Source organism: Neisseria uirgultaei (genome assembly GCF_962719845.1).
Taxonomy (GTDB): Bacteria; Pseudomonadota; Gammaproteobacteria; order Burkholderiales; family Neisseriaceae; genus Neisseria; species Neisseria bergeri.
The window spans coordinates 13,693-33,010 of sequence record NZ_CAUIYF010000013.1; the positions used below are offsets into that span (position 1 = coordinate 13,693).

The following is a 19,318-nucleotide window of genomic DNA, read 5'->3' on the forward strand; positions in this document are numbered from 1 at the left end:
AGCGTTGCCTCGCCTTAGCTCAAAGAGAACGATTCTCTAAGGTGCTGAAGCACCAAGTGAATCGGTTCCGTACTGTTTGTACTGTCTGCGGCTTCGTCGCCTTGTCCTGATTTCCGTTCGTTTTCGGTTATTCCCGATAAATTACCGCCGTTTCTCGTCATTTCTTTAACCCTTCGTCATTCCCGCACAGGCGGGAATCTAGGTTCGTTCAGTTTCAGTCATTTCCGATAGATTCCTGCCACGTTAGGGGTTCTAGATTCCCACTTTTGCGGGAATGACGCGAAAAGGTTACTTTTCGTCATTCCCGCATTTGTTAATCCACTATATTCCCGCCGTTTTTTACATTTCCGACAAAACCTGTCAACAAAAAACAACACTTCGCAAACAAAAACGATAATCAGCTTTGCAAAAATCCCCCCCCCTGTTAATATAAATAAAAATAATTATTAATTATTTTTCTTATCCTGCCAAATCTTAACGGTTTGGATTTACTTCCCTTCATACTCAAAAGGACGACTGAATGAACGCCCCGTTTTTCCGCCTCAGCCTGCTCTCGCTCACACTTGCAGCCGGCTTTGCCCACGCGGCAGAAAATAATGCCAAGGTCGCATTGGATACCGTTACCGTAAAAGGCGACCGCCAAGGCAGCAAAATCCGTACCAACATCGTTACGCTTCAACAAAAAGACGAAAGCACCGCAACCGATATGCGCGAACTCTTAAAAGAAGAGCCGTCCATCGATTTCGGCGGCGGTAACGGCACGTCCCAACATATGACCTTGCGCGGTATGGGTCAGAACTCTGTCGACATCAAGGTGGACAACGCCTATTCCGACAGCCAAATCCTTTACCACCAAGGCAGATTTATTGTCGATCCCGCTTTGGTTAAAGTCGTTTCCGTACAAAAAGGCGCGGGTTCCGCCTCTGCCGGTATCGGCGCAACCAACGGCGCGATCATCGCCAAAACCGTCGATGCCCAAGACCTGCTCAAAGGCTTGGATAAAAACTGGGGCGTGCGCCTCAACAGCGGCTTTGCCAGCAACGAAGGCGTAAGCTACGGCGCAAGCGTATTCGGAAAAGAGGGCAACTTCGACGGCTTGTTCTCTTACAGCCGCAACGATGAAAAAGATTACGAAGCCGGCAAAGGCTACAAAAGTCCCAACGGCGGCAAAACCGTACCGTACAGCGCGCTGGACAAACGCAGCTACCTTGCCAAAATCGGAACAACCTTCGGCGACGGCGACCACCGCATCGTGTTGAGCCATATGAAAGACCAGCACCGGGGCATCCGCACTGTGCGTGAAGAATTTACAATCTTCGATTCCGACCCTACAAAAGACAGGCAGAAACCCTCATACCGTGAAACTACCCAATCCAACACCAACTTGGAGTACACGGGTAAAAACCTGGGCTTTGTCGAAAAACTGAACGCCAACGCCTATGTGTTGGAAAACGAACGCTATTCCGCCGATGACAGCGGCAGCGGTTACGCAGGCAATGTGGTCGGCCCTAACCATACCCGAATCGCCACTCGTGGTGCGAACTTCAACTTCGACAGCCGCCTTGCCGAACAAACCCTGTTGAAATACGGTATCAACTACCGCCATCAGGAAATCAAACCGCAAGCGTTTTTGAACGGCGAATTTGCAATAAAAGATAAAGATAATGCAACCCAGCCAGAAAAGGACAAAAACCGTGAAGATGAAAAAATTGTCAAAGCCCACAAACTGTCCAACCCAGCCAAAACCGATACCGGCGCATATATCGAAGCCATTCACGACATCGGCGATTTCACGCTGACCGGCGGTTTACGTTACGACCGCTTCAAGGTGAAAACCCACGACGGCAAAACCGTTTCAAGCAGCAGCCTTAACCCGAGTTTCGGCGTGATTTGGCAGCCGCACGAACACTGGAGCTTCAGCGCGAGCCACAACTATGCCAGCCGCAGCCCTCGCCTGTATGACGCGCTGCAAACCCACGGCAAGCGCGGCATCATCTCGATTGCCGACGGCACGAAAGCCGAACGCGCGCGCAATACCGAAATCGGCTTCAACTACAACGACGGCACGTTTGCCGCCAACGGCAGCTACTTCTGGCAGACCATCAAAGACGCGCTTGCCAATCCGCAAAACCGCCACGACTCTGTTGCCGTCCGTGAAGCCGTCAATGCCGGTTACATCAAAAACCACGGTTACGAATTGGGCGCGTCCTACCGCACCGGCGGCTTGACTGCCAAAGTCGGCGTAAGCCACAGCAAACCGCGCTTTTACGATACGCATCCTAAAAAACTGTTGAGCGCGAACCCCGAGTTTGGCGCACAAACCGGCCGCACTTGGACGGCTTCCCTTGCCTACCGCTTCCAAAATCCGAATCTGGAAATCGGCTGGCGCGGACGCTATGTTCAAAAAGCCGTGGGTTCGATATTGGTGTCAGGTCAAAAAGACCGCCAAGGCAAACTGGAAAACGTTGTACGCCAAGGTTTCGGTGTGAACGATGTCTTCGCCAACTGGAAACCATTGGGCAAAGACACACTCAATGTCAATCTTTCGGTTAACAACGTGTTCAACAAGTTCTACTATCCGCACAGCCAACGCTGGACCAATACCCTGCCGGGCGTGGGCCGTGATGTACGCTTGGGCGTGAATTACAAGTTCTAAAACGCGCATCCCGAAAAAATGCCGTCTGAAAGCCTTTCAGACGGCATCTGTTCTGATAATTTGATATAGGTTATCATTTATCCTTTCTAAAGCCGTTCCGGTTTGTCCGGTCGGCGGCTTTGCCCCAATATCCCCATTTTGGAGACACCTATGTTGCGTTTGACCGCATTGACCCTCTGCACCGCCCTCGCCTTGGGCGCGTGTTCGCCGCAAAATTCCGACCCTGCCCCACAAGCCAAAGAACAGGCGGTTTCCGCCGCACAATCCGAAAGCGCGTCCGTTACCGTCAAAACCGCGCGCGGCGACGTTCAAATACCGAAAAACCCCGAACGTATCGCCGTTTACGATTTGGGTATGCTCGATACCTTGAGCAAACTGGGCGTGAAAACCGGTTTGTCCGTCGATACAAACCGCCTGCCGTATTTAGAGGAATATTTCAAAACGACAAAACCTGCCGGCACTTTGTTCGAGCCGGATTACGAAACGCTCAATGCCTACAAGCCGCAGCTCATCATCATCGGCAGCCGCGCCGCCAAGGCGTTTGACAAATTGAACGAAATCGCGCCGACCATCGAAATGACCGCCGATACCGCCAATCTGAAAGAAAGTGCCAAAGAGCGCATCGACGCGCTGGCGCAAATCTTCGGCAAACAGGCGGAAGCCGACAAGCTGAAAGCGGAAATCGACGCGTCTTTTGAAGCGGCGAAAACTGCCGCACAAGGCAAAGGCAAAGGTTTGGTGATTTTGGTCAACGGCGGTAAGATGTCGGCTTTCGGCCCTTCCTCACGTTTGGGCGGTTGGCTGCACAAAGACATCGGCGTTCCCGCTGTCGATGAATCGATTAAAGAAGGCAGCCACGGCCAGCCTATCAGCTTTGAATACCTGAAAGAGAAAAATCCCGACTGGCTGTTTGTCCTTGACCGCAGCGCGGCCATCGGCGAAGAGGGTCAGGCGGCGAAAGACGTGTTGAATAATCCGCTGGTTGCCGAAACAACCGCTTGGAAAAAAGGACAAGTCGTTTACCTCGTTCCCGAAACTTATTTGGCAGCCGGCGGCGCGCAAGAGCTGCTGAATGCGAGCAAACAGGTTGCGGATGCTTTTAACGCCGCGAAATAATAAAACGGCGGCATTCGATGCCGTCTGAAACACGGATGCAAACCGTTTCCTGTGTTTCAGACGGCATTGCCCGATACGGGCGTTATCGCGGAAATGGCGGCAAGCGTTTTGATTGGAACTTGCCCCATCCTCTGCCCATACGGAGGCTTCAAACAAGGCTTTCCGCTCCGACGGTTCGGACTGCCTTGTTTGAATCTTCTACGCCGTAACACTTTTCCCTTCTGTTTATGACTGCCAAACCTTTTTCCCTCAACCTGACCAACCTCCTGCTGCTGGCGGTATTGTTTGCCGTCAGCCTGTCGGTCGGTGTTGCCGATTTCCGCTGGTCTGATGTGTTTTCGCTGTCGGACAGCACCGAACTGATGCTGGTCAGCCGCCTGCCGCGCACATTCGCCATCGTGCTGACGGGTGCATCGATGGCGGTGGCGGGGATGATTATGCAGATTCTGATGCGCAACCGTTTTGTCGAACCGTCGATGGCGGGCGCGGGTCAAAGCGCGGCTTTGGGCTTGCTGTTGATGACCTTGCTGCTGCCTGCCGCGCCGCTGCTGGCAAAAATGTCGGTTGCCGCCGTTGCCGCGCTGATCGGGATGTTGGTCTTTATGCTGCTGATCCGCCGCCTGCCGCCGACCGCGCAACTGATGGTGCCTTTGGTCGGGATTATTTTCGGCGGTGTGATTGAGGCGGTGGCCACCTTTATCGCGTATGAAAACGAAATGCTGCAAATGCTCGGCGTGTGGCAACAGGGCGATTTCTCCGGCGTGTTGCTCGGGCGGTATGAGCTGTTGTGGGCAACGGGGATTTTGGCTTTGTTTGCCTATTTGATTGCCGACCGGCTGACGATTTTGGGTTTGGGCGAAACGGTGAGCGTGAACTTGGGGCTGAACCGGACGGCGGTGTTGTGGTCGGGGCTGATTATTGTGGCTTTGATTACGTCGCTGGTCATTGTAACGGTCGGCAATATTCCGTTTGTCGGGCTGGTCGTGCCGAACATCATCAGCCGCCTGATAGGCGACAAACTGCGCCAAAGCCTGCCTGCGGTAGCCTTGCTAGGCGCGTCTTTGGTGTTGCTGTGCGACATTGTCGGACGCGTGATTGTGTTTCCGTTTGAAATCCCTGTATCGACTGTTTTCGGAGTCATGGGTACGGTGTTATTTTTGTGGCTTTTATTAAGGAAACCTGCTCATGCCGTCTGAAAAAAATATCGATTTTATGGCAGGAAGCAGCCGTCCGTTGTGGGTGGCTTTTGCGCTGTTGCTGGTTTCCTGCGCCCTGTTTATGACGCTCAATGTCAAAGGCGATTGGGACTTTGTTTTAAACCTGCGCCTGACCAAACTTGCCGCGCTGCTGATGGTCGCCTATGCGGTCGGCGTGTCCACGCAACTCTTCCAAACGCTGACCAACAACCCGATTCTCACGCCTTCGATTTTGGGTTTCGATTCGCTATATGTGTTTTTGCAGACGCTTTTGGTTTTCGCGCTGGGCGGCACAGGCTATGCTTCCCTGCCGTTGACGGGCAAATTCGGCTTTGAACTGGTCGTTATGATGGGCGGCTCGCTGCTGCTGTTCTACACACTCATCAAACAGGGCGGACGCGATTTGTCGCGCATGATTTTAATCGGCGTGATTTTCGGGATTTTGTTCCGCAGCCTGTCGTCGCTGCTTTCGCGCATGATTGATCCCGAAGAATTTACCGCGGCGCAGGCGAATATGTTTGCCACCTTCAATACCGTCCACTCGGAATTGTTGGGCATCGGCGCAGTCGTGTTGCTCATCAGTGCCGCCGTGATCTGGCGCGAACGCCACCGCCTCGACGTTTACTTGCTCGGCCGCAATCAGGCCATCAATTTGGGCATCAACTACACGCGCAATACCTTATGGCTGCTGTTGTGGATCGCCGCGCTGGTTGCGACCGCGACCGCCGTTGTCGGCCCGGTAAGCTTTTTCGGCCTGCTGGTTGCCGCGCTGGCCAACCATTTTTCCCCGTCGGTCAAACATTCCGTCCGCCTGCCCATGACTTTTTGTGTCGGCGGCATCCTGTTGGTCGGTGGGCAAACCGTGTTCGAACACTTCCTCGGCATGCAGGCCGTATTGAGCGTGGTCGTTGAATTTGCAGGCGGATTGGTATTTTTATATTTGGTGTTGAAAAAGAAATAAATTAAACGTGTCCAAACACTCGCAAAAATTAAATTCAGGCCGTCTGAAACCTTCAGACGGCCTAAGCAAACCCATAAAGGACAACCCTCATGACACAAGAACGCCTCCCTTCATTCTTCGATGACGCCCCGACCATTACCGTCCAAGACGCATTGGCCGACTTCCTCGGCGCGGCCGAAAACGGCATCCTCACTTACCGCTACGCCGATGCCGTGCGCCTGTGCGGCCACTCCTGTCCGACCGTCGCCGGAGCCTACCTGATGGTGGTCAAAGGCCTGAAAGCCCTTTACGGCGCAGAGCTGCCGCAACGTGGCGACATCGAAGCCTTTATGCAGGGCGAGCGTGATGAAGGCACGACCGGCGTTACCGCTTCCGTCGTCCAACTCCTTACCGGCGCGGCACCCGAAACCGGCTTTGGCGGCGTAGGCCCGGCCGGACGCTTTGCCCGCCGCAACCTCTTGTCCTTTGGTGCGGGCGAAATCAACGGCACACTCGCGCTCCGCCGCCGCGATACCGGCAAAACCGTTGCCGTCAGCCTCAACGCCGCGCTCCAACCCTTTGCGCCGCAAATGCGCGACATCATGCCCAAAGCCGTCAGCGGCAGCGCAAGTGCCGACGAACTCAAACAATTCGGCGAACTTTGGCAAGAACGCGTCCGCGCCTTCCTGATTGACCAAGCCGACAATCCCGAATTTGTCACCGTCAAAGAAATCTAAAACGTCATAATCAATAAGTTTCAGACGGCCTTAAAACTCAAGGCCGTCTGAAACCCCAATTTCCTATTTTCGGACCCGCCTATGATTACCATCCGCAACGTCAGCCACACCATCGGCAGCAACCCCATCCTCAACGACGTCAGCCTCGACATTCCCGAAGGCGGCATTACCGCGCTGATCGGTCCGAACGGCGCAGGCAAGTCCACCCTCCTCTCCTTTATGGCGCGGCTTCAGCCTCTGGTACACGGCGACATCAGCTACGCAGGCAAAGACATCAAAACCACCCCTACCGCCGAACTTGCTCGCACGCTCTCCATCCTCACCCAAGAAAACAGCATCATGAGCCGCATTACCGTGCGCGACCTGCTCATGTTCGGCCGCTATCCCTACCACCAAGGCAGGCCGTCTGAAACGGATAAAACCATCGTCGAAGAAGCACTCGCCGAGTTCCACCTGCAAGACTTCGCCGACCGCTACCTGACCGAGCTTTCCGGCGGCCAACGCCAACGCGCCATGATTGCCATGGTATTCTGTCAGCGCACCGACTACGTTTTGCTGGACGAACCGCTGAACAACCTCGACATGTATCATGCCCGCTCCCTCATGCAAATCCTGCGCCGGCTGACCGACGAACACAAACGCACCACCGTCGTCGTCCTGCACGACATCAACCAGGCCGCCGCCTACGCCGACCACGTCGTCGCCATGAAAAACGGCAAAGTCGCCCTGACCGGCACGCCCGAAGAAGTGTTCACCGTACACAACATCAAAGAACTGTTCGACATGGATGTGGACGTACTCGACTACGAAGGCAAAAAACTCATCGTCCACCACATCTGAAGCTCAAAAAGAAAATGCCGTCTGAAAAGGGGCTAACTTTCCCAGTCGATGCCGCATATGCCGCCGTCGGCGAACAGTTTGACGGCCAGTATTTCGTCGCTTTTTTCTCGGTCTATCATGTAGTCCATCACAATCGAGTCGCAGTCTGGCAGTTCCTCCGTCCATAAAGAGATGCTCTCCAAACGCATGGCGCGGGCAAATTCTTCGGGGTTGTCGGGGTAGTCCGCATCTTCTATTTCAGTGATGTGGAAATTCAAATATTCGCCGTCTTCGGTTAAATATTCGGCAATGGCGGCGCGGGCCATTTTGTCCGCTTCTTCCAAACGCGCTAAAAACGCGGCGAATGCGTCTAATTTTTCGGCAGTCAGTTCATCGTCGCCGCCAGTCCATAAACAGACTTCGACGGTATCGCCGTTGACAGGCAGCTCGCGTTCCCAGCAAACGTCCGGTCCGTTTTCCGGGCTTCCTGCCGATAAGGTTTCAAAATAAGGATGTGAAACAGGCATAATTGGTTTTCCTTGAATTATTGGCAGGGTGGTGTTTTCCTGCCGTCTGAAAAGGGGTATTCCGCGTTTCAGACGGCATTTCCATTCCAAACGCTCAAACCGCCGCGTCCGAACGTTCGCCCGTACGGATACGGATTGCCTCCTCAACCGGCAGCACAAAAATCTTGCCGTCGCCGATTTTGCCCGAACGCGCCACCTCGACAATCACGTCAATCGCGCGTTCCACGGCGTCATCCGCCAACACCAGCTCGATTTTGACTTTTGGCAGGAAATCGACGGCGTATTCCGCGCCCCGGTAAATCTCCGTATGCCCCTTCTGCCTGCCGAACCCTTTGACCTCGCTGACGGTCATGCCCGTGATGCCGATTTCCGTCAACGCCTCGCGCACGTCGTCCAGCTTGAACGGTTTGACAATCGCCTCGATTTTTTTCATGATTGTTCCTTTAGGATTCCATATTTGCATCTACGGAAATTCTTGAGTCGACATCCTGCGGGGATTACTGTCCGATAAAACAATGTGTTTGACATGCAAAACATACATATCAATGCTTCGTTGCTAAAATTGTTCGATTATGAACATTACAAAAGAAACAGCAGCCAAAAAGACGAAAATCCATGTCCAATACCGGTTGCGCAGAAAAAACAGGCTTGAGTTGTCTCTCACGCCGATTATTTCTCCTGTTTCATTGTCAGTATAGGTTTTTACTTTATCGGAAATAAACCACTTACTAAAGAAGTAGTTGCAAAGTGCAGCAATACAAAGGCTTAACATAAAAACGAAATTTGAGGAAATTGCATCTTTCAACCAATCTCCCAAGGCAAAACCACAGATAACTCCGATAATCAGAGACAAAACAACCAAAAGCCCCTTCCCACTCCAAACAATAAACATTGCATAACTCCTTCTTAGCTCGTCCAAACAATTTCAAAAGCGGACGTGATTTTACTATATTTCAGAATATAAATCACATTTCTCAGAACGCGACTGACATGACAAAGGTTTTTACATTGATTGTATTTGTAAAATTGTAAACATTTTTTCGCTTACACGCGCTAACGAAACCGTCCTTTTCGCGTATAATGACATTTTCCCAACCGCATTTGAGAGCCGAATTATGTCTGTTGTGTTGCCCTTGCGCGGCGTTACCGCCCTTTCCGATTTCCGTGTTGAAAAACTCTTGCAAAAAGCCACCGCACTCGGTCTGCCCGAAGTCAAATTAAGCAGCGAATTTTGGTATTTCGTCGGCAGCGAGAAAGCATTGGATGCCGCGACTGTCGAAAAACTGCAAGCCTTGTTGGCGGCGCAAAGCGTTGAACAAACGCCCGAAGCGCGCGAGGGCTTGCATTTATTTTTGGTAACGCCCCGTTTGGGTACGATTTCGCCTTGGGCTTCCAAGGCGACCAATATCGCGGAAAACTGCGGTTTGGCAGGCATCGAACGCATCGAGCGCGGCATGGCGGTGTGGCTGGAAGGTCGTCTGAACGACGATGAGAAACAGCAATGGGCGGCTTTGCTGCACGACCGCATGACCGAATCCGTATTGCCCGATTTTCAGACGGCATCCAAATTATTCCACCATCTCGAATCCGAAACCTTCTCTACCGTCGATGTTTTGGGCGGCGGTAAAGAGGCTTTGGTCAAAGCCAATACCGAAATGGGTTTGGCACTCTCCGCCGACGAAATCGATTATCTGCTTGAAAACTATCAGGCTTTGCAGCGCAATCCGTCCGATGTTGAATTGATGATGTTCGCGCAGGCAAACAGCGAACACTGCCGCCACAAAATCTTCAACGCCGATTTCATCCTCAACGGCGAAAAACAGCCGAAATCGCTCTTCGGCATGATACGCGACACGCACAACGCGCATCCCGAAGGTACGGTCGTTGCTTATAAAGACAACTCGTCCGTGATCGAAGGCGCGAAAATTGAGCGTTTTTATCCGAATGCGGCGGAAAACCAAGGCTACCGTTTCCACGAAGAGGACACGCATATCATCATGAAAGTGGAAACGCACAACCACCCGACCGCCATCGCGCCGTTTGCGGGTGCGGCAACGGGTGCGGGCGGCGAAATCCGCGATGAAGGTGCAACAGGCAGAGGTTCGCGTCCGAAAGCGGGCCTGACCGGCTTTACCGTGTCCAACCTCAACATCCCCGACTTCAAACAGCCGTGGGAACAAGACTACGGCAAGCCGGAACACATTTCCTCGCCGCTGGACATCATGATTGAAGGTCCCATCGGCGGCGCGGCGTTCAACAACGAATTCGGCCGCCCCAACCTCTTGGGCTACTTCCGTACCTTTGAAGAAAAATTTGACGGCCAAGTCCGCGGCTATCACAAACCGATTATGATTGCTGGTGGCTTGGGCAGCATTCAGGCGCAGCAGACGCATAAAGACGAAATCCCCGAAGGCGCGTTGCTGATTCAACTGGGCGGCCCGGGTATGCTTATCGGCTTGGGCGGCGGTGCAGCTTCTTCAATGAACACCGGCACGAACGACGCGTCTTTGGACTTCAATTCCGTACAACGCGGCAACCCCGAAATCGAACGCCGCGCGCAAGAAGTCATCGACCGCTGCTGGCAGCTCGGCGACAAAAACCCGATTATTTCGATCCACGACGTGGGCGCGGGCGGCTTGTCCAACGCCTTCCCCGAACTCGTCAACGATGCCGGACGCGGCGCGGTATTCAAGTTGCGCGAAGTGCCGTTGGAAGAACACGGTTTAACGCCTTTGCAAATCTGGTGCAACGAATCGCAAGAGCGTTATGTGTTGTCGATTTTGGAAAAAGATTTGGACACCTTCCGCGCCATCTGCGAACGCGAACGCTGCCCGTTTGCCGTGGTCGGCACAGCGACCGACGACGGCCATTTGAAAGTACGCGACGATTTGTTCGCCAACAACCCTGTCGATTTGCCGCTGAACGTTTTGCTCGGCAAACCGCCCAAAACCACGCGCAGCGACAAAACGGTTACGCCGTCCAAAAAACCGTTTCACGCGGGCAATATCGACATCACCGAAGCTGCCTACCGCGTTTTGCGCCTGCCTGCCGTAGCCGCCAAAAACTTCCTGATTACCATCGGCGATCGCAGCGTCGGCGGCATGACCCACCGCGACCAAATGGTCGGCAAATACCAAACCCCCGTAGCCGACTGCGCCGTGACCATGATGGGCTTCAACACCTATCGCGGCGAAGCAATGTCTATGGGCGAAAAACCGGCCGTCGCCCTGTTTGACGCGCCTGCTTCGGGCAGAATGTGCGTCGGCGAAGCCATCACCAACATCGCGGCGGTCAACATCGGCGACATCGGCAATATCAAACTCTCCGCCAACTGGATGGCGGCGTGCGGCAACGAGGGCGAAGACGAAAAACTCTACCGCACCGTCGAAGCGGTTTCCAAAGCCTGTCAGGCATTGGATTTGAGCATCCCCGTAGGCAAAGACAGCCTGTCGATGAAAACCGTTTGGCAGGACGGCGAAGAGAAAAAATCCGTGGTTTCGCCATTGAGCCTGATTATCTCTGCGTTCGCGCCTGTTAAAGACGTGCGAAAAACCGTTACGCCCGAATTGAAAAACGTCGAAGACAGCGTATTGCTGTTTGTCGATTTGGGCTTCGGCAAAGCGCGTATGGGCGGCTCTGCGTTCGGTCAGGTGTACAACAATATGAGCGGCGATGCGCCCGATTTGGACGACACAGGCCGTCTGAAAGCGTTTTACAACGTGATTCAACAGCTTGTCGCCGAAGACAAACTTTTGGCATACCACGACCGCAGCGACGGCGGTTTGTTTGCGACGCTGGTGGAAATGGCGTTTGCGGGGCGTTGCGGTATCAGTGCCGATATAGATTGCCTGATGGATAAATTCCTGCCGATTCATCACCCGGATTTCCAAGGTGATCCAGCCGAAGGCTTATCTGACGAACTTTATAATCATGCCGCCATTAAAATCTTATTCAATGAAGAATTAGGTGCGGTTATTCAAATCCGCCAACAAGATAGGGATTATGTTGATGCGGCATTTAAAGCAGCTAACTTAATCGATGCAGTAAGCTGGATTGGCTCTCCTGATTTTGACAATGAATTTATTTCTTTCTTTGGTTACGGCTATTTCTTGGAACAAAACCGCGCCGACCTGCAACGCGCATGGCAGGAAACTTCTCACGCCATCCAACGCCTGCGCGACAACCCCGCCTGCGCCGACAGCGAGTTTGCCCTGATTGGCGACAACGAACGCAGTGCATTATTTGCCGACGTGAAATTTGACGTGAGCGAAGACATCGCCGCGCCGTTTGTCAACAACGGCGCGAAACCCAAAATCGCCATACTGCGCGAACAGGGCGTGAACGGACAAATCGAAATGGCCGCCGCCTTTACCCGCGCCGGATTCGATGCCTACGATGTGCATATGTCCGACCTGATGGCAGGCCGCTTCCGCCTTGCCGACTTCAAAATGCTGGCGGCGTGCGGCGGCTTCAGCTACGGCGACGTACTCGGCGCGGGCGAAGGTTGGGCGAAATCCATCCTGTTCCACCCCGCCTTGCGCGACCAGTTCGCCGCCTTCTTCGCCGACCCAGACACGCTGACACTGGGCGTGTGCAACGGCTGTCAAATGGTCAGCAACCTTGCCGAGATTATCCCGGGTACAGAAGCATGGCCTAAATTCAAACGCAACTTGAGCGAACAGTTTGAAGCGCGCCTGAGCATGGTTCATGTTCCAAAATCCGCATCGCTGATTCTGAATGAAATGCAAGGCTCCAGCCTGCCTGTTGTGGTCAGCCACGGCGAAGGCCGCGCCGACTTCGCGCTTCACGGCGGCAATATTTCTGCCGATTTGGGCATTGCGCTGCAATATGTGGACGGTCAAAACCAAGTGACCCAAACTTATCCGCTCAACCCTAACGGCTCGCCGCAAGGCATCGCCGGCATTACCAACGCCGACGGCCACGTTACCATCATGATGCCCCACCCCGAACGCGTGTACCGCGCCGCGCAAATGAGCTGGAAACCGGAAGACTGGACGGAACTGTCCGGCTGGTACCGCCTCTTTGCCGGTGCAAGAAAGGCTTTGGGTTAACCGCCCCGCGAACCGATGCCGTCTGAAGGGCCTTTCAGACGGCATTCCGGCACACCGTCCTTAAAACGGCATCCCTCCACCGAGGAACACTCATGAAAATCACCCCCGTCAAAGCTCTGACCGACAACTACATCTGGATGATACAGCACGGCAACCACGCCGCCTGCGTCGATCCTTCCGACCCCTCGCCCGTATTGGAATTCCTCGTCCGCAACCGACTCATGCTCGCCCAAACCTGGGTAACGCACCCCCACCCCGACCACGAGGGCGGTGCTGCCGCACTATGGCGCGGCTACATGGAATCGCCCGTTTACGGTGAAACCGACATCGAAGCCGCCACCCACACCGTAACCGCAGGCACCCAATTTACCTTCGGCGAAGGGTTAATCACCGTTTGGGCAACCCCGGGTCATACCGACCGCCATATCAGCTACCTCATGGAAACTTCAGACGGCATACACGTCTTTTGCGGCGACACCCTGTTTTCCGCCGGCTGCGGACGCGTGTTCACCGGCACAATCGAACAGCTTTACGACAGCTTCCAACGGTTCAACCAATTACCCGAAGGCACCCTGTTCTACCCGGCACACGAATACACCGCCGCCAACCTGCGTTTCGCCGCCCATATCGAGCCGGACAACGCCGACATTCAGACGGCACTGAAAGCGGCGGAACACACGCCCACCCTGCCCGTTACCCTCGCGCACGAACGCCGCGTCAACCCGTTTTTACGGACAGAAATCCCCGCCGTCCGCCAACGCGCCGAAGCCCTGACGGGTCAAACCTTAAACAACGGTTTGGCGGTCTTCGCCGCCCTGCGCGAACTGAAAAACGCCTACCGCTGACCCCCTCTGAAAAATGCCATCTGAAACCCGCGTTTCAGACGGCATTTGCGTTAAAAATAGTAAACCGTTCCAAAAAGGAGTAGAATAGTGCCGTTTCTAACCCTGCGCCTGTACCGTCAGGCTTTTATTATGGACCTTCCCAGTTCGTTTTTACTGAACGCCCCTTCCGATTCCAAACGACAATAACCACCCCGCCGGAATGCCTCCCCGCACACGGCGGGCGGAGCATTTATGAGCATCGAACACACTCCTCCGACACACGATGGCGAAACCGGTCAAAACCATGCCGAACGCCCTTCCGCCGATTTCGACCGTGTCCACTCCCTCTGCGAAATCCTCGAACCTGCTTTTGAACAAATCGAAAACGGCACACCGCTCGAAGACGCGCCGCTGCGCGACAAGCTGACCGAGCTGACCGTCCTCTTGAGCGAGCTGCACCCTGCCGACGTGGCAGCAGTATTGGAATCGCTGCCGCCGCGCGAACGCAATATCGTCTGGATTTTGGTCAAACCGGAAGACGACGGCGAAGTGCTGCTGGAAGTGTCCGATGCAGTCCGCGAAACGCTGATCGAGTCGATGGACAAGGACGAATTGTTGGCGGCGGTCGATGATTTGGACGCGGACGAATTGGCGGAACTGGCAGACGATTTGCCGCACCAAGTGGTTTATGAAGCCTTACAGACGCGCGATGAGGAAGAGCGCGCCCAAGTCAAGGCGGCGATGTCCTATGAAGACAACCAAGTCGGTGCGATTATGGACTTCGAGTTGGTCAGCATCCGCGCCGATGTCGCCTGCGAAGTGGTGCTGCGCTATCTGCGCCGCTTCGACAGCCTGCCCGACCATACCGACAAGATTTTTGTGGTCGATGAAAACGATGTGCTGCAAGGCGTGCTGCCCATCCGCAAACTTTTGGTCGCCGATCCCGAAGACTTGGTGGAAAACGTGATGGCGAAAGATGTCGTGCGTTTCCGCGCCGAAGACGATGTGGAAGAAGCGGCGCAGGCGTTTGAACGCTACGACTTGGTTACCGCGCCCGTCGTCGATGAAAACAAAAAGCTCATCGGCAGGATTACCATCGACGAGATGGTGGACGTGATCCGCGAAGAATCGGAAGCGGATATGCTGAATATGGCAGGTTTGCAGGAAGAAGAAGACCTGTTCGCCCCCGTCTTGGATTCCGTCAAAAACCGCTGGATGTGGCTCGCCGTCAACCTCTGCACCGCCTTCCTTGCCAGCCGCGTCATCGGCGCGTTTGAAGGCAGTATCGAAAAAATCGTCGCTCTCGCCGCACTGATGCCCATCGTCGCCGGCATCGGCGGCAACTCGGGCAACCAGACGATTACCATGATTGTCCGCGCCATGGCGATGGGGCAACTGACAGGCATGCAGGCAGGCAGGCTGTTGAAAAAAGAAGTCGGCGTCGCCTTGGTCAACGGCATTATTTGGGGGACGGTGATGGGCGCAGTTTCGTGGCTGCTCTACGGCAGCCTCGGCATCGGGCTGGTTATGATTGCCGCGATGACGCTCAACCTGCTGCTGGCGGCAACCGTCGGCGTGCTGATTCCCGTGGTAATGGAAAAGTTCGGACGCGATCCCGCACTGGGCAGTTCGGTACTGATTACGGCGGTAACGGATTCCGGCGGCTTCCTGATTTTCTTGGGTCTCGCCACCCTGTTCCTGCTTTAAATGCCGTCTGAACGCACAATCGAAATGCCGTCTGAAACACCCTGTGGGGATTTTCAGACGGCATTTCACTATACTACCCGCTGATGTTCCGCCAAAGGCGGAGAAAAGAAAACAGAAACAACTCGCCTCGATTGGGGAGGATTATTAGTAAAACTCAATCTTACAATCTGATAGAGCATATATTCTACCATCCGAAAGTTCTATATTATTTTCAGAGATTTTACCTGTCAATAAACCTAACTGCTCTGCCCCTTGTTCTATTTGTTTCCGCCACCCCTCAATATCTCCTTTATAAGATAATCCATGAAATAATTCATTGGTCGGTAGCCTTAGTTTGCAATTTTCCGATATTACTCCTCCACTTTGAGCTATTTCAAACAAAGAAGTTACTTTATCAAATAATGATTGCTTCTCAACAGCTCGGCTACTTTTTGTGAAAAAATCCTCTCCGTCATCAGAAATATATAGGTGTTCTCTTCCCTCTACTTTTATTGTTCCTGGAATATGTCTATTAATTGTACTCATTATTATGGTGTTATATTAATCTCTACTTATCTTTGTTGTTACACAAAATTATTGGACGGTATGTCGGGACTGCTCTCGGGCAACGCCGACCACGTCCGCACCGAACAGCGCGTTGACATCGGTTTCGTCAAACACGTATTTACTGTGGCAGAAGTCGCAATCGACTTCGATGCTGCCTTGTTCCGCCACCACGCCGCCGACTTCTTCCCCACCCAGCATCAGCAGCATATCGCTGACCTTGCCCCGAGAACAGGTACATGAAAATTCAAACGTTTCCGGTTCGAATACGCGCGGCGGCGTTTCGTGGAACAGGCGGTATAAAACGTGTTGCGCGTCCAGTCCTGCCAGCTCCTCCGCCGTCAGCGTGCGCGCCAGCGTACTGACGTGTTCCCACGCTTCGTCCGCCTCCGCTTCGGGCAGACGCTGCACCAGCAGACCGCCCGCCGCTTCGCCGCTTGCAGATAGGACGATGTGCGTATCGATTTGTTCGGAACGCTTCATATAATTCGCCAACATTTGCGCGATGCTGCCGCCTTCCAAAGGCACTACGCCCTGCCAGGGTTCGCCGTCTTTGGGTTGCAGCGTCAGCACGAATACGCCGCCCTCGCCCAAAAGATCGCCGAGGCTTTCGTCATCGGCTATTTCTGCGGTTTCGTCCCACCGCGCGGTCGCACGGACGGTACGGTCGGAAGTCGCTTCCGCAACCAGCATTTTCAGCCGCCCCTGCCCCTGAATCTGCACAATCAGCGTGCCTTCGTTTTTGAGGTTGCCCGACAGCAACACACCCGCCGCCAACAACTCGCCCAAAGCACGACGGATGGCGGAAGGATAGTTTTTCTGCTTCACGATGTGCTGCCACACGTTTTCCAGACGGACGTGCAGCCCGCGCACGGGCATATCGTCGAAGATAAAGCGGGTACGCACATCGGCGCGGTTGATGGAGGTTTGATTCATGATTTTCTCTGATTGATTGTTCGGATGGCGGATATATGGTTGCGGTCGGCGCGAAAACAAGGCGGACGGCGGGTGCGTTTCCCAAGTTCTCAATAAATTATATAAAAATCAAAATATTAACTCAATCTAACAAGCCGTTTTTTGCCAAACAGCCGTTTTTTTATATACAATCAACAAGATATTTTCGACTGATACAGCATAACATCGCACGGCGGCACGATGCCTCCTGCGCGGAAACACCGATATGGATTCTTTTTTCAAACCGGCAGTTTGGGCGGTTTTGTGGCTGATGTTTGCCGTCCGCCCCGCCCTTGCCGACGAGTTGATCAACCTGCTCAGCAGCCGCGAGCAGATTCTCAGACAGTTTGCCGAAAACGGGCAATACGCCCAAACCGCCCGCACTAATAATGACCGTACTTCAGGTTCCGCCGACGAACTTATCGGCAATGCGATGGGGCTTTTGGGTGTTGCCTACCGCTACGGCGGCACATCGGTTTCTACCGGTTTTGATTGCAGCGGCTTCATGCAGCACATCTTCAAACGCGCCATGGGCATCAACCTGCCGCGCACGTCGGCGGAACAGGCTCAGATGGGTACGCCGGTTGCCCGAAGCGAATTGCAGCCCGGGGATATGGTGTTTTTCCGCACGCTCGGCGGCAGCCGCATTTCCCATGTCGGGCTTTATATCGGCAACGACCGCTTTATCCACGCGCCGCGCACGGGGAAAAATATCGAAATCACCAGCCTGAGCCACAAATATTGGAGCGGCAAATACGCGTTCGCCCGCCGCGTCAAGAAAAACGACCCGTCCCGCTTTCTGAACTGATTTCCCAAGGAATACGCAATGAGTATGCCCGAAATGCCCAAATGGTACGGCGATGACGGACAGATCGTGTCCTGTACCGAAAAGGTCAAAGTAATGACTGAAAACATGACCGAACTGTACCAGACGGCGCAAGACGCTTTTGAAGACGCGCTGCTGATGGGTTGCGGCGAACGTCAGTTGCGCGATTACCTGCTCGCGCTGATTGAAAGTTTGGAAAATCCCTACCGCAAAGTCTGAACACGCCCCGGTTGCTGCGGCACGGTTTGTCCGTGCCGCTTTTGCGTTTGTACGCGGCTTCGGCTTTTCAGACGGCATATTTGACGTTATGATTAAACAGTTAACAAAATTTATCACAACGCCGCCAAAAGACAGACACACAACATGAACATCATCCGCGCGCTCCTCATCATCCTCGGCTGCCTCGCCGTCGGCGAAACCGCCGTCTATCTGACCGGCATCAAACTGCCCGGCAGCATCGTCGGCATGGGCGTGCTGTTTGCGCTTTTGCAGGCGGGTTGGGTCAAAACGTCTTGGCTGCAACAGCTTACCGACGCGCTGATGTCAAACCTGACGCTGTTCCTCGTGCCGCCCTGCGTGGCGGTCATCAGCTATTTGGATTTGATTGCCGACGATTGGTTTTCGATACTGGTTTCCGCCTCCGCCAGCACTTTGTGCGTACTGCTGGTTACGGGCAAGGTTCACCGCTGGATACGGAGCATTATCTGATGAACGAAATCCTCAGGCAGCCCAGCATCCTGCTTTTCCTCACGCTTGCCGTGTACGCGCTTGCGATTATCGTGCGCACGCGCACGGGCAATATCTTCTGCAACCCCGTACTCGTCAGCACCGTGGTGCTGATTGCCTACCTGAAAATCCTCGGTATCAATTATGCGGTGTACCACAACGCCGCACAATTCATTGATTTCTGGCTTAAACCTGCCGTTGTCGTACTTGCCGTGCCGCTCTACCAAAACTGCCGTAAAATCTTCAACCAGTGGCTGCCCGTCATCGTTTCGCAGCTTGCGGGCAGCGTTACGGGCATTGTTACGGGGATGTATTTTGCCAAGTGGCTGGGCGCGGAACGCGAAGTCGTCCTCTCGCTCGCGTCCAAATCTGTTACCAATCCCATCGCCATCGAAATCACCCGCTCCATCGGCGGCATTCCCGCCATTACCGCCGCCACCGTCATCATTGCCGGTCTGGTCGGACAGATTGCAGGTTACAAAATGTTGAAGAACACGGTCGTCATGCCCTCATCTGTCGGAATGTCGCTCGGCACGGCTTCGCACGCGATGGGCATTGCCGCCTCGCTCGAACGCAGCCGGCGCATGGCGGCATACGCGGGGCTGGGGCTGACGCTCAACGGCGTGCTGACCGCGCTGATTGCGCCGCTGATTATCCCCGTTTTGGGGTTCTGAA

19 protein-coding genes are annotated in these 19,318 nt (G+C 54.1%); 14 read left to right on the forward strand and 5 right to left on the reverse strand.

The annotated features are described in order from the left end of the window. The first annotated feature begins 520 nt into the window (after positions 1-520). The 7 genes from fetA to Q9J32_RS08155 all read left to right on the forward strand — a co-directional run bounded on the left by fetA (position 521) and on the right by Q9J32_RS08155 (position 7,485). Positions 521-2,656 (forward strand): TonB-dependent siderophore receptor FetA/FrpB, encoded by a 2,136-nt coding sequence (gene fetA, locus Q9J32_RS08125; protein ID WP_304675399.1) that lies wholly within the window; start codon positions 521-523, stop codon positions 2,654-2,656. A gap of 150 nt (positions 2,657-2,806) precedes the next feature. Further along, entirely contained in the window at positions 2,807-3,772 is a 966-nt protein-coding gene (locus Q9J32_RS08130) for a siderophore ABC transporter substrate-binding protein (RefSeq protein ID WP_304675400.1), read from the forward strand. Positions 3,773-3,789: 17 nt separating this feature from the next. Beyond that, positions 3,790-3,981 (forward strand): hypothetical protein, encoded by a 192-nt coding sequence (locus Q9J32_RS08135; RefSeq protein WP_153559804.1) that lies wholly within the window; start codon positions 3,790-3,792, stop codon positions 3,979-3,981. An 18-nt stretch (positions 3,982-3,999) separates the two neighbouring features. After that, positions 4,000-4,968 carry an ABC transporter permease gene (locus Q9J32_RS08140; protein ID WP_304675401.1) on the forward strand — a complete coding sequence of 323 codons (969 nt, stop codon included), beginning with the start codon at positions 4,000-4,002 and terminating at the stop codon, positions 4,966-4,968. Continuing rightward, positions 4,958-5,929: an iron chelate uptake ABC transporter family permease subunit gene (locus Q9J32_RS08145; RefSeq protein WP_304675402.1), complete on the forward strand. Its 972-nt coding sequence runs from the start codon at positions 4,958-4,960 to the stop codon at positions 5,927-5,929. Before Q9J32_RS08140 ends, Q9J32_RS08145 begins: the two co-directional genes overlap by 11 nt. 89 nt (positions 5,930-6,018) lie before the next feature. Further along, complete coding sequence (locus Q9J32_RS08150) at positions 6,019-6,645, forward strand: FmdE family protein (RefSeq protein ID WP_304675403.1); 627 nt, start codon at positions 6,019-6,021, stop codon at positions 6,643-6,645. 81 nt (positions 6,646-6,726) lie between these two features. Beyond that, positions 6,727-7,485, forward strand: coding sequence for an iron ABC transporter ATP-binding protein (locus tag Q9J32_RS08155; protein WP_304671672.1), 759 nt, complete (start codon positions 6,727-6,729; stop codon positions 7,483-7,485). 32 nt (positions 7,486-7,517) lie between these two features. Here the strand turns inward: Q9J32_RS08155 and Q9J32_RS08160 are convergent, their stop codons facing one another. The 3 genes from Q9J32_RS08160 to Q9J32_RS08170 all read right to left on the reverse strand — a co-directional run bounded on the left by Q9J32_RS08160 (position 7,518) and on the right by Q9J32_RS08170 (position 8,883). Then, positions 7,518-7,991: a DUF2004 domain-containing protein gene (locus Q9J32_RS08160; RefSeq protein WP_003713577.1), complete on the reverse strand. Its 474-nt coding sequence runs from the start codon at positions 7,989-7,991 to the stop codon at positions 7,518-7,520. A gap of 94 nt (positions 7,992-8,085) precedes the next feature. Further along, positions 8,086-8,424 (reverse strand): P-II family nitrogen regulator, encoded by a 339-nt coding sequence (locus Q9J32_RS08165; RefSeq protein WP_002218119.1) that lies wholly within the window; start codon positions 8,422-8,424, stop codon positions 8,086-8,088. 123 nt (positions 8,425-8,547) lie between these two features. Beyond that, the gene (locus Q9J32_RS08170) at positions 8,548-8,883 is read right to left on the reverse strand and encodes a hypothetical protein (protein WP_107819180.1); all 336 of its coding nucleotides are present in this window, start codon (positions 8,881-8,883) and stop codon (positions 8,548-8,550) included. A 223-nt stretch (positions 8,884-9,106) separates the two neighbouring features. On the opposite strand from Q9J32_RS08170, the gene purL reads away from it, so the two are divergent. From purL to mgtE, 3 genes are all read left to right on the forward strand, one after another. Then, a complete protein-coding gene (purL, locus tag Q9J32_RS08175) occupies positions 9,107-13,063 on the forward strand; it encodes a phosphoribosylformylglycinamidine synthase (RefSeq protein ID WP_301883765.1) in 3,957 nt (1,318 codons plus the stop codon). A 92-nt stretch (positions 13,064-13,155) separates the two neighbouring features. Continuing rightward, the gene (gene gloB / locus Q9J32_RS08180) at positions 13,156-13,908 is read left to right on the forward strand and encodes a hydroxyacylglutathione hydrolase (RefSeq protein ID WP_301883767.1); all 753 of its coding nucleotides are present in this window, start codon (positions 13,156-13,158) and stop codon (positions 13,906-13,908) included. Positions 13,909-14,139: 231 nt separating this feature from the next. After that, a complete protein-coding gene (gene mgtE / locus Q9J32_RS08185; RefSeq protein ID WP_301883769.1) occupies positions 14,140-15,594 on the forward strand; it encodes a magnesium transporter in 1,455 nt (484 codons plus the stop codon). Positions 15,595-15,738: 144 nt separating this feature from the next. Here the strand turns inward: mgtE and Q9J32_RS08190 are convergent, their stop codons facing one another. After that, positions 15,739-16,119, reverse strand: a complete 381-nt coding sequence (locus tag Q9J32_RS08190) for a hypothetical protein (protein ID WP_118820172.1) — start codon at positions 16,117-16,119, stop codon at positions 15,739-15,741. A gap of 48 nt (positions 16,120-16,167) precedes the next feature. Beyond that, positions 16,168-17,073, reverse strand: a complete 906-nt coding sequence (hslO, locus tag Q9J32_RS08195; protein ID WP_301883772.1) for an Hsp33 family molecular chaperone HslO — start codon at positions 17,071-17,073, stop codon at positions 16,168-16,170. A 244-nt stretch (positions 17,074-17,317) separates the two neighbouring features. Here hslO and Q9J32_RS08200 point away from each other — a divergent pair, with 244 nt between their 5' ends. The 4 genes from Q9J32_RS08200 to Q9J32_RS08215 all read left to right on the forward strand — a co-directional run bounded on the left by Q9J32_RS08200 (position 17,318) and on the right by Q9J32_RS08215 (position 19,317). Then, positions 17,318-17,899 (forward strand): C40 family peptidase, encoded by a 582-nt coding sequence (locus Q9J32_RS08200; protein WP_301883774.1) that lies wholly within the window; start codon positions 17,318-17,320, stop codon positions 17,897-17,899. An 18-nt stretch (positions 17,900-17,917) separates the two neighbouring features. Then, on the forward strand, positions 17,918-18,136 hold the full coding sequence (locus tag Q9J32_RS08205) for a hypothetical protein (protein WP_301883777.1): 219 nt from the start codon (positions 17,918-17,920) through the stop codon (positions 18,134-18,136). Between the two features lie 144 nt (positions 18,137-18,280). Further along, positions 18,281-18,625 (forward strand): CidA/LrgA family protein, encoded by a 345-nt coding sequence (locus tag Q9J32_RS08210; protein ID WP_301883778.1) that lies wholly within the window; start codon positions 18,281-18,283, stop codon positions 18,623-18,625. After that, positions 18,625-19,317, forward strand: a complete 693-nt coding sequence (locus Q9J32_RS08215) for an LrgB family protein (RefSeq protein WP_301883780.1) — start codon at positions 18,625-18,627, stop codon at positions 19,315-19,317. The genes Q9J32_RS08210 and Q9J32_RS08215 overlap by 1 nt, the downstream gene beginning before the upstream one ends. Position 19,318 lies beyond the last annotated feature (1 nt).

Excerpts from the sequence above, each read along its gene's own strand:
- Q9J32_RS08160 (WP_003713577.1), bottom strand. The coding sequence starts at position 7,991 with ATGCCTGTTTCACATCCTTATTTTGAAACCTTATCGGCAGGAAGCCCG.
- Q9J32_RS08205 (WP_301883777.1), top strand. The coding sequence starts at position 17,918 with ATGAGTATGCCCGAAATGCCCAAATGGTACGGCGATGACGGACAGATC.
- Q9J32_RS08165 (WP_002218119.1), bottom strand. The coding sequence starts at position 8,424 with ATGAAAAAAATCGAGGCGATTGTCAAACCGTTCAAGCTGGACGACGTG.
- Q9J32_RS08145 (WP_304675402.1), top strand. The coding sequence starts at position 4,958 with ATGCCGTCTGAAAAAAATATCGATTTTATGGCAGGAAGCAGCCGTCCG.
- Q9J32_RS08170 (WP_107819180.1), bottom strand. The coding sequence starts at position 8,883 with ATGTTTATTGTTTGGAGTGGGAAGGGGCTTTTGGTTGTTTTGTCTCTG.
- hslO (WP_301883772.1), bottom strand. The coding sequence starts at position 17,073 with ATGAATCAAACCTCCATCAACCGCGCCGATGTGCGTACCCGCTTTATC.
- fetA (WP_304675399.1), top strand. The coding sequence starts at position 521 with ATGAACGCCCCGTTTTTCCGCCTCAGCCTGCTCTCGCTCACACTTGCA.
- Q9J32_RS08135 (WP_153559804.1), top strand. The coding sequence starts at position 3,790 with ATGCCGTCTGAAACACGGATGCAAACCGTTTCCTGTGTTTCAGACGGC.
- Q9J32_RS08150 (WP_304675403.1), top strand. The coding sequence starts at position 6,019 with ATGACACAAGAACGCCTCCCTTCATTCTTCGATGACGCCCCGACCATT.
- gloB (WP_301883767.1), top strand. The coding sequence starts at position 13,156 with ATGAAAATCACCCCCGTCAAAGCTCTGACCGACAACTACATCTGGATG.
- Q9J32_RS08155 (WP_304671672.1), top strand. The coding sequence starts at position 6,727 with ATGATTACCATCCGCAACGTCAGCCACACCATCGGCAGCAACCCCATC.
- Q9J32_RS08200 (WP_301883774.1), top strand. The coding sequence starts at position 17,318 with ATGGATTCTTTTTTCAAACCGGCAGTTTGGGCGGTTTTGTGGCTGATG.
- mgtE (WP_301883769.1), top strand. The coding sequence starts at position 14,140 with ATGAGCATCGAACACACTCCTCCGACACACGATGGCGAAACCGGTCAA.
- Q9J32_RS08130 (WP_304675400.1), top strand. The coding sequence starts at position 2,807 with ATGTTGCGTTTGACCGCATTGACCCTCTGCACCGCCCTCGCCTTGGGC.
- Q9J32_RS08215 (WP_301883780.1), top strand. The coding sequence starts at position 18,625 with ATGAACGAAATCCTCAGGCAGCCCAGCATCCTGCTTTTCCTCACGCTT.
- Q9J32_RS08140 (WP_304675401.1), top strand. The coding sequence starts at position 4,000 with ATGACTGCCAAACCTTTTTCCCTCAACCTGACCAACCTCCTGCTGCTG.
- purL (WP_301883765.1), top strand. The coding sequence starts at position 9,107 with ATGTCTGTTGTGTTGCCCTTGCGCGGCGTTACCGCCCTTTCCGATTTC.
- Q9J32_RS08210 (WP_301883778.1), top strand. The coding sequence starts at position 18,281 with ATGAACATCATCCGCGCGCTCCTCATCATCCTCGGCTGCCTCGCCGTC.
- Q9J32_RS08190 (WP_118820172.1), bottom strand. The coding sequence starts at position 16,119 with ATGAGTACAATTAATAGACATATTCCAGGAACAATAAAAGTAGAGGGA.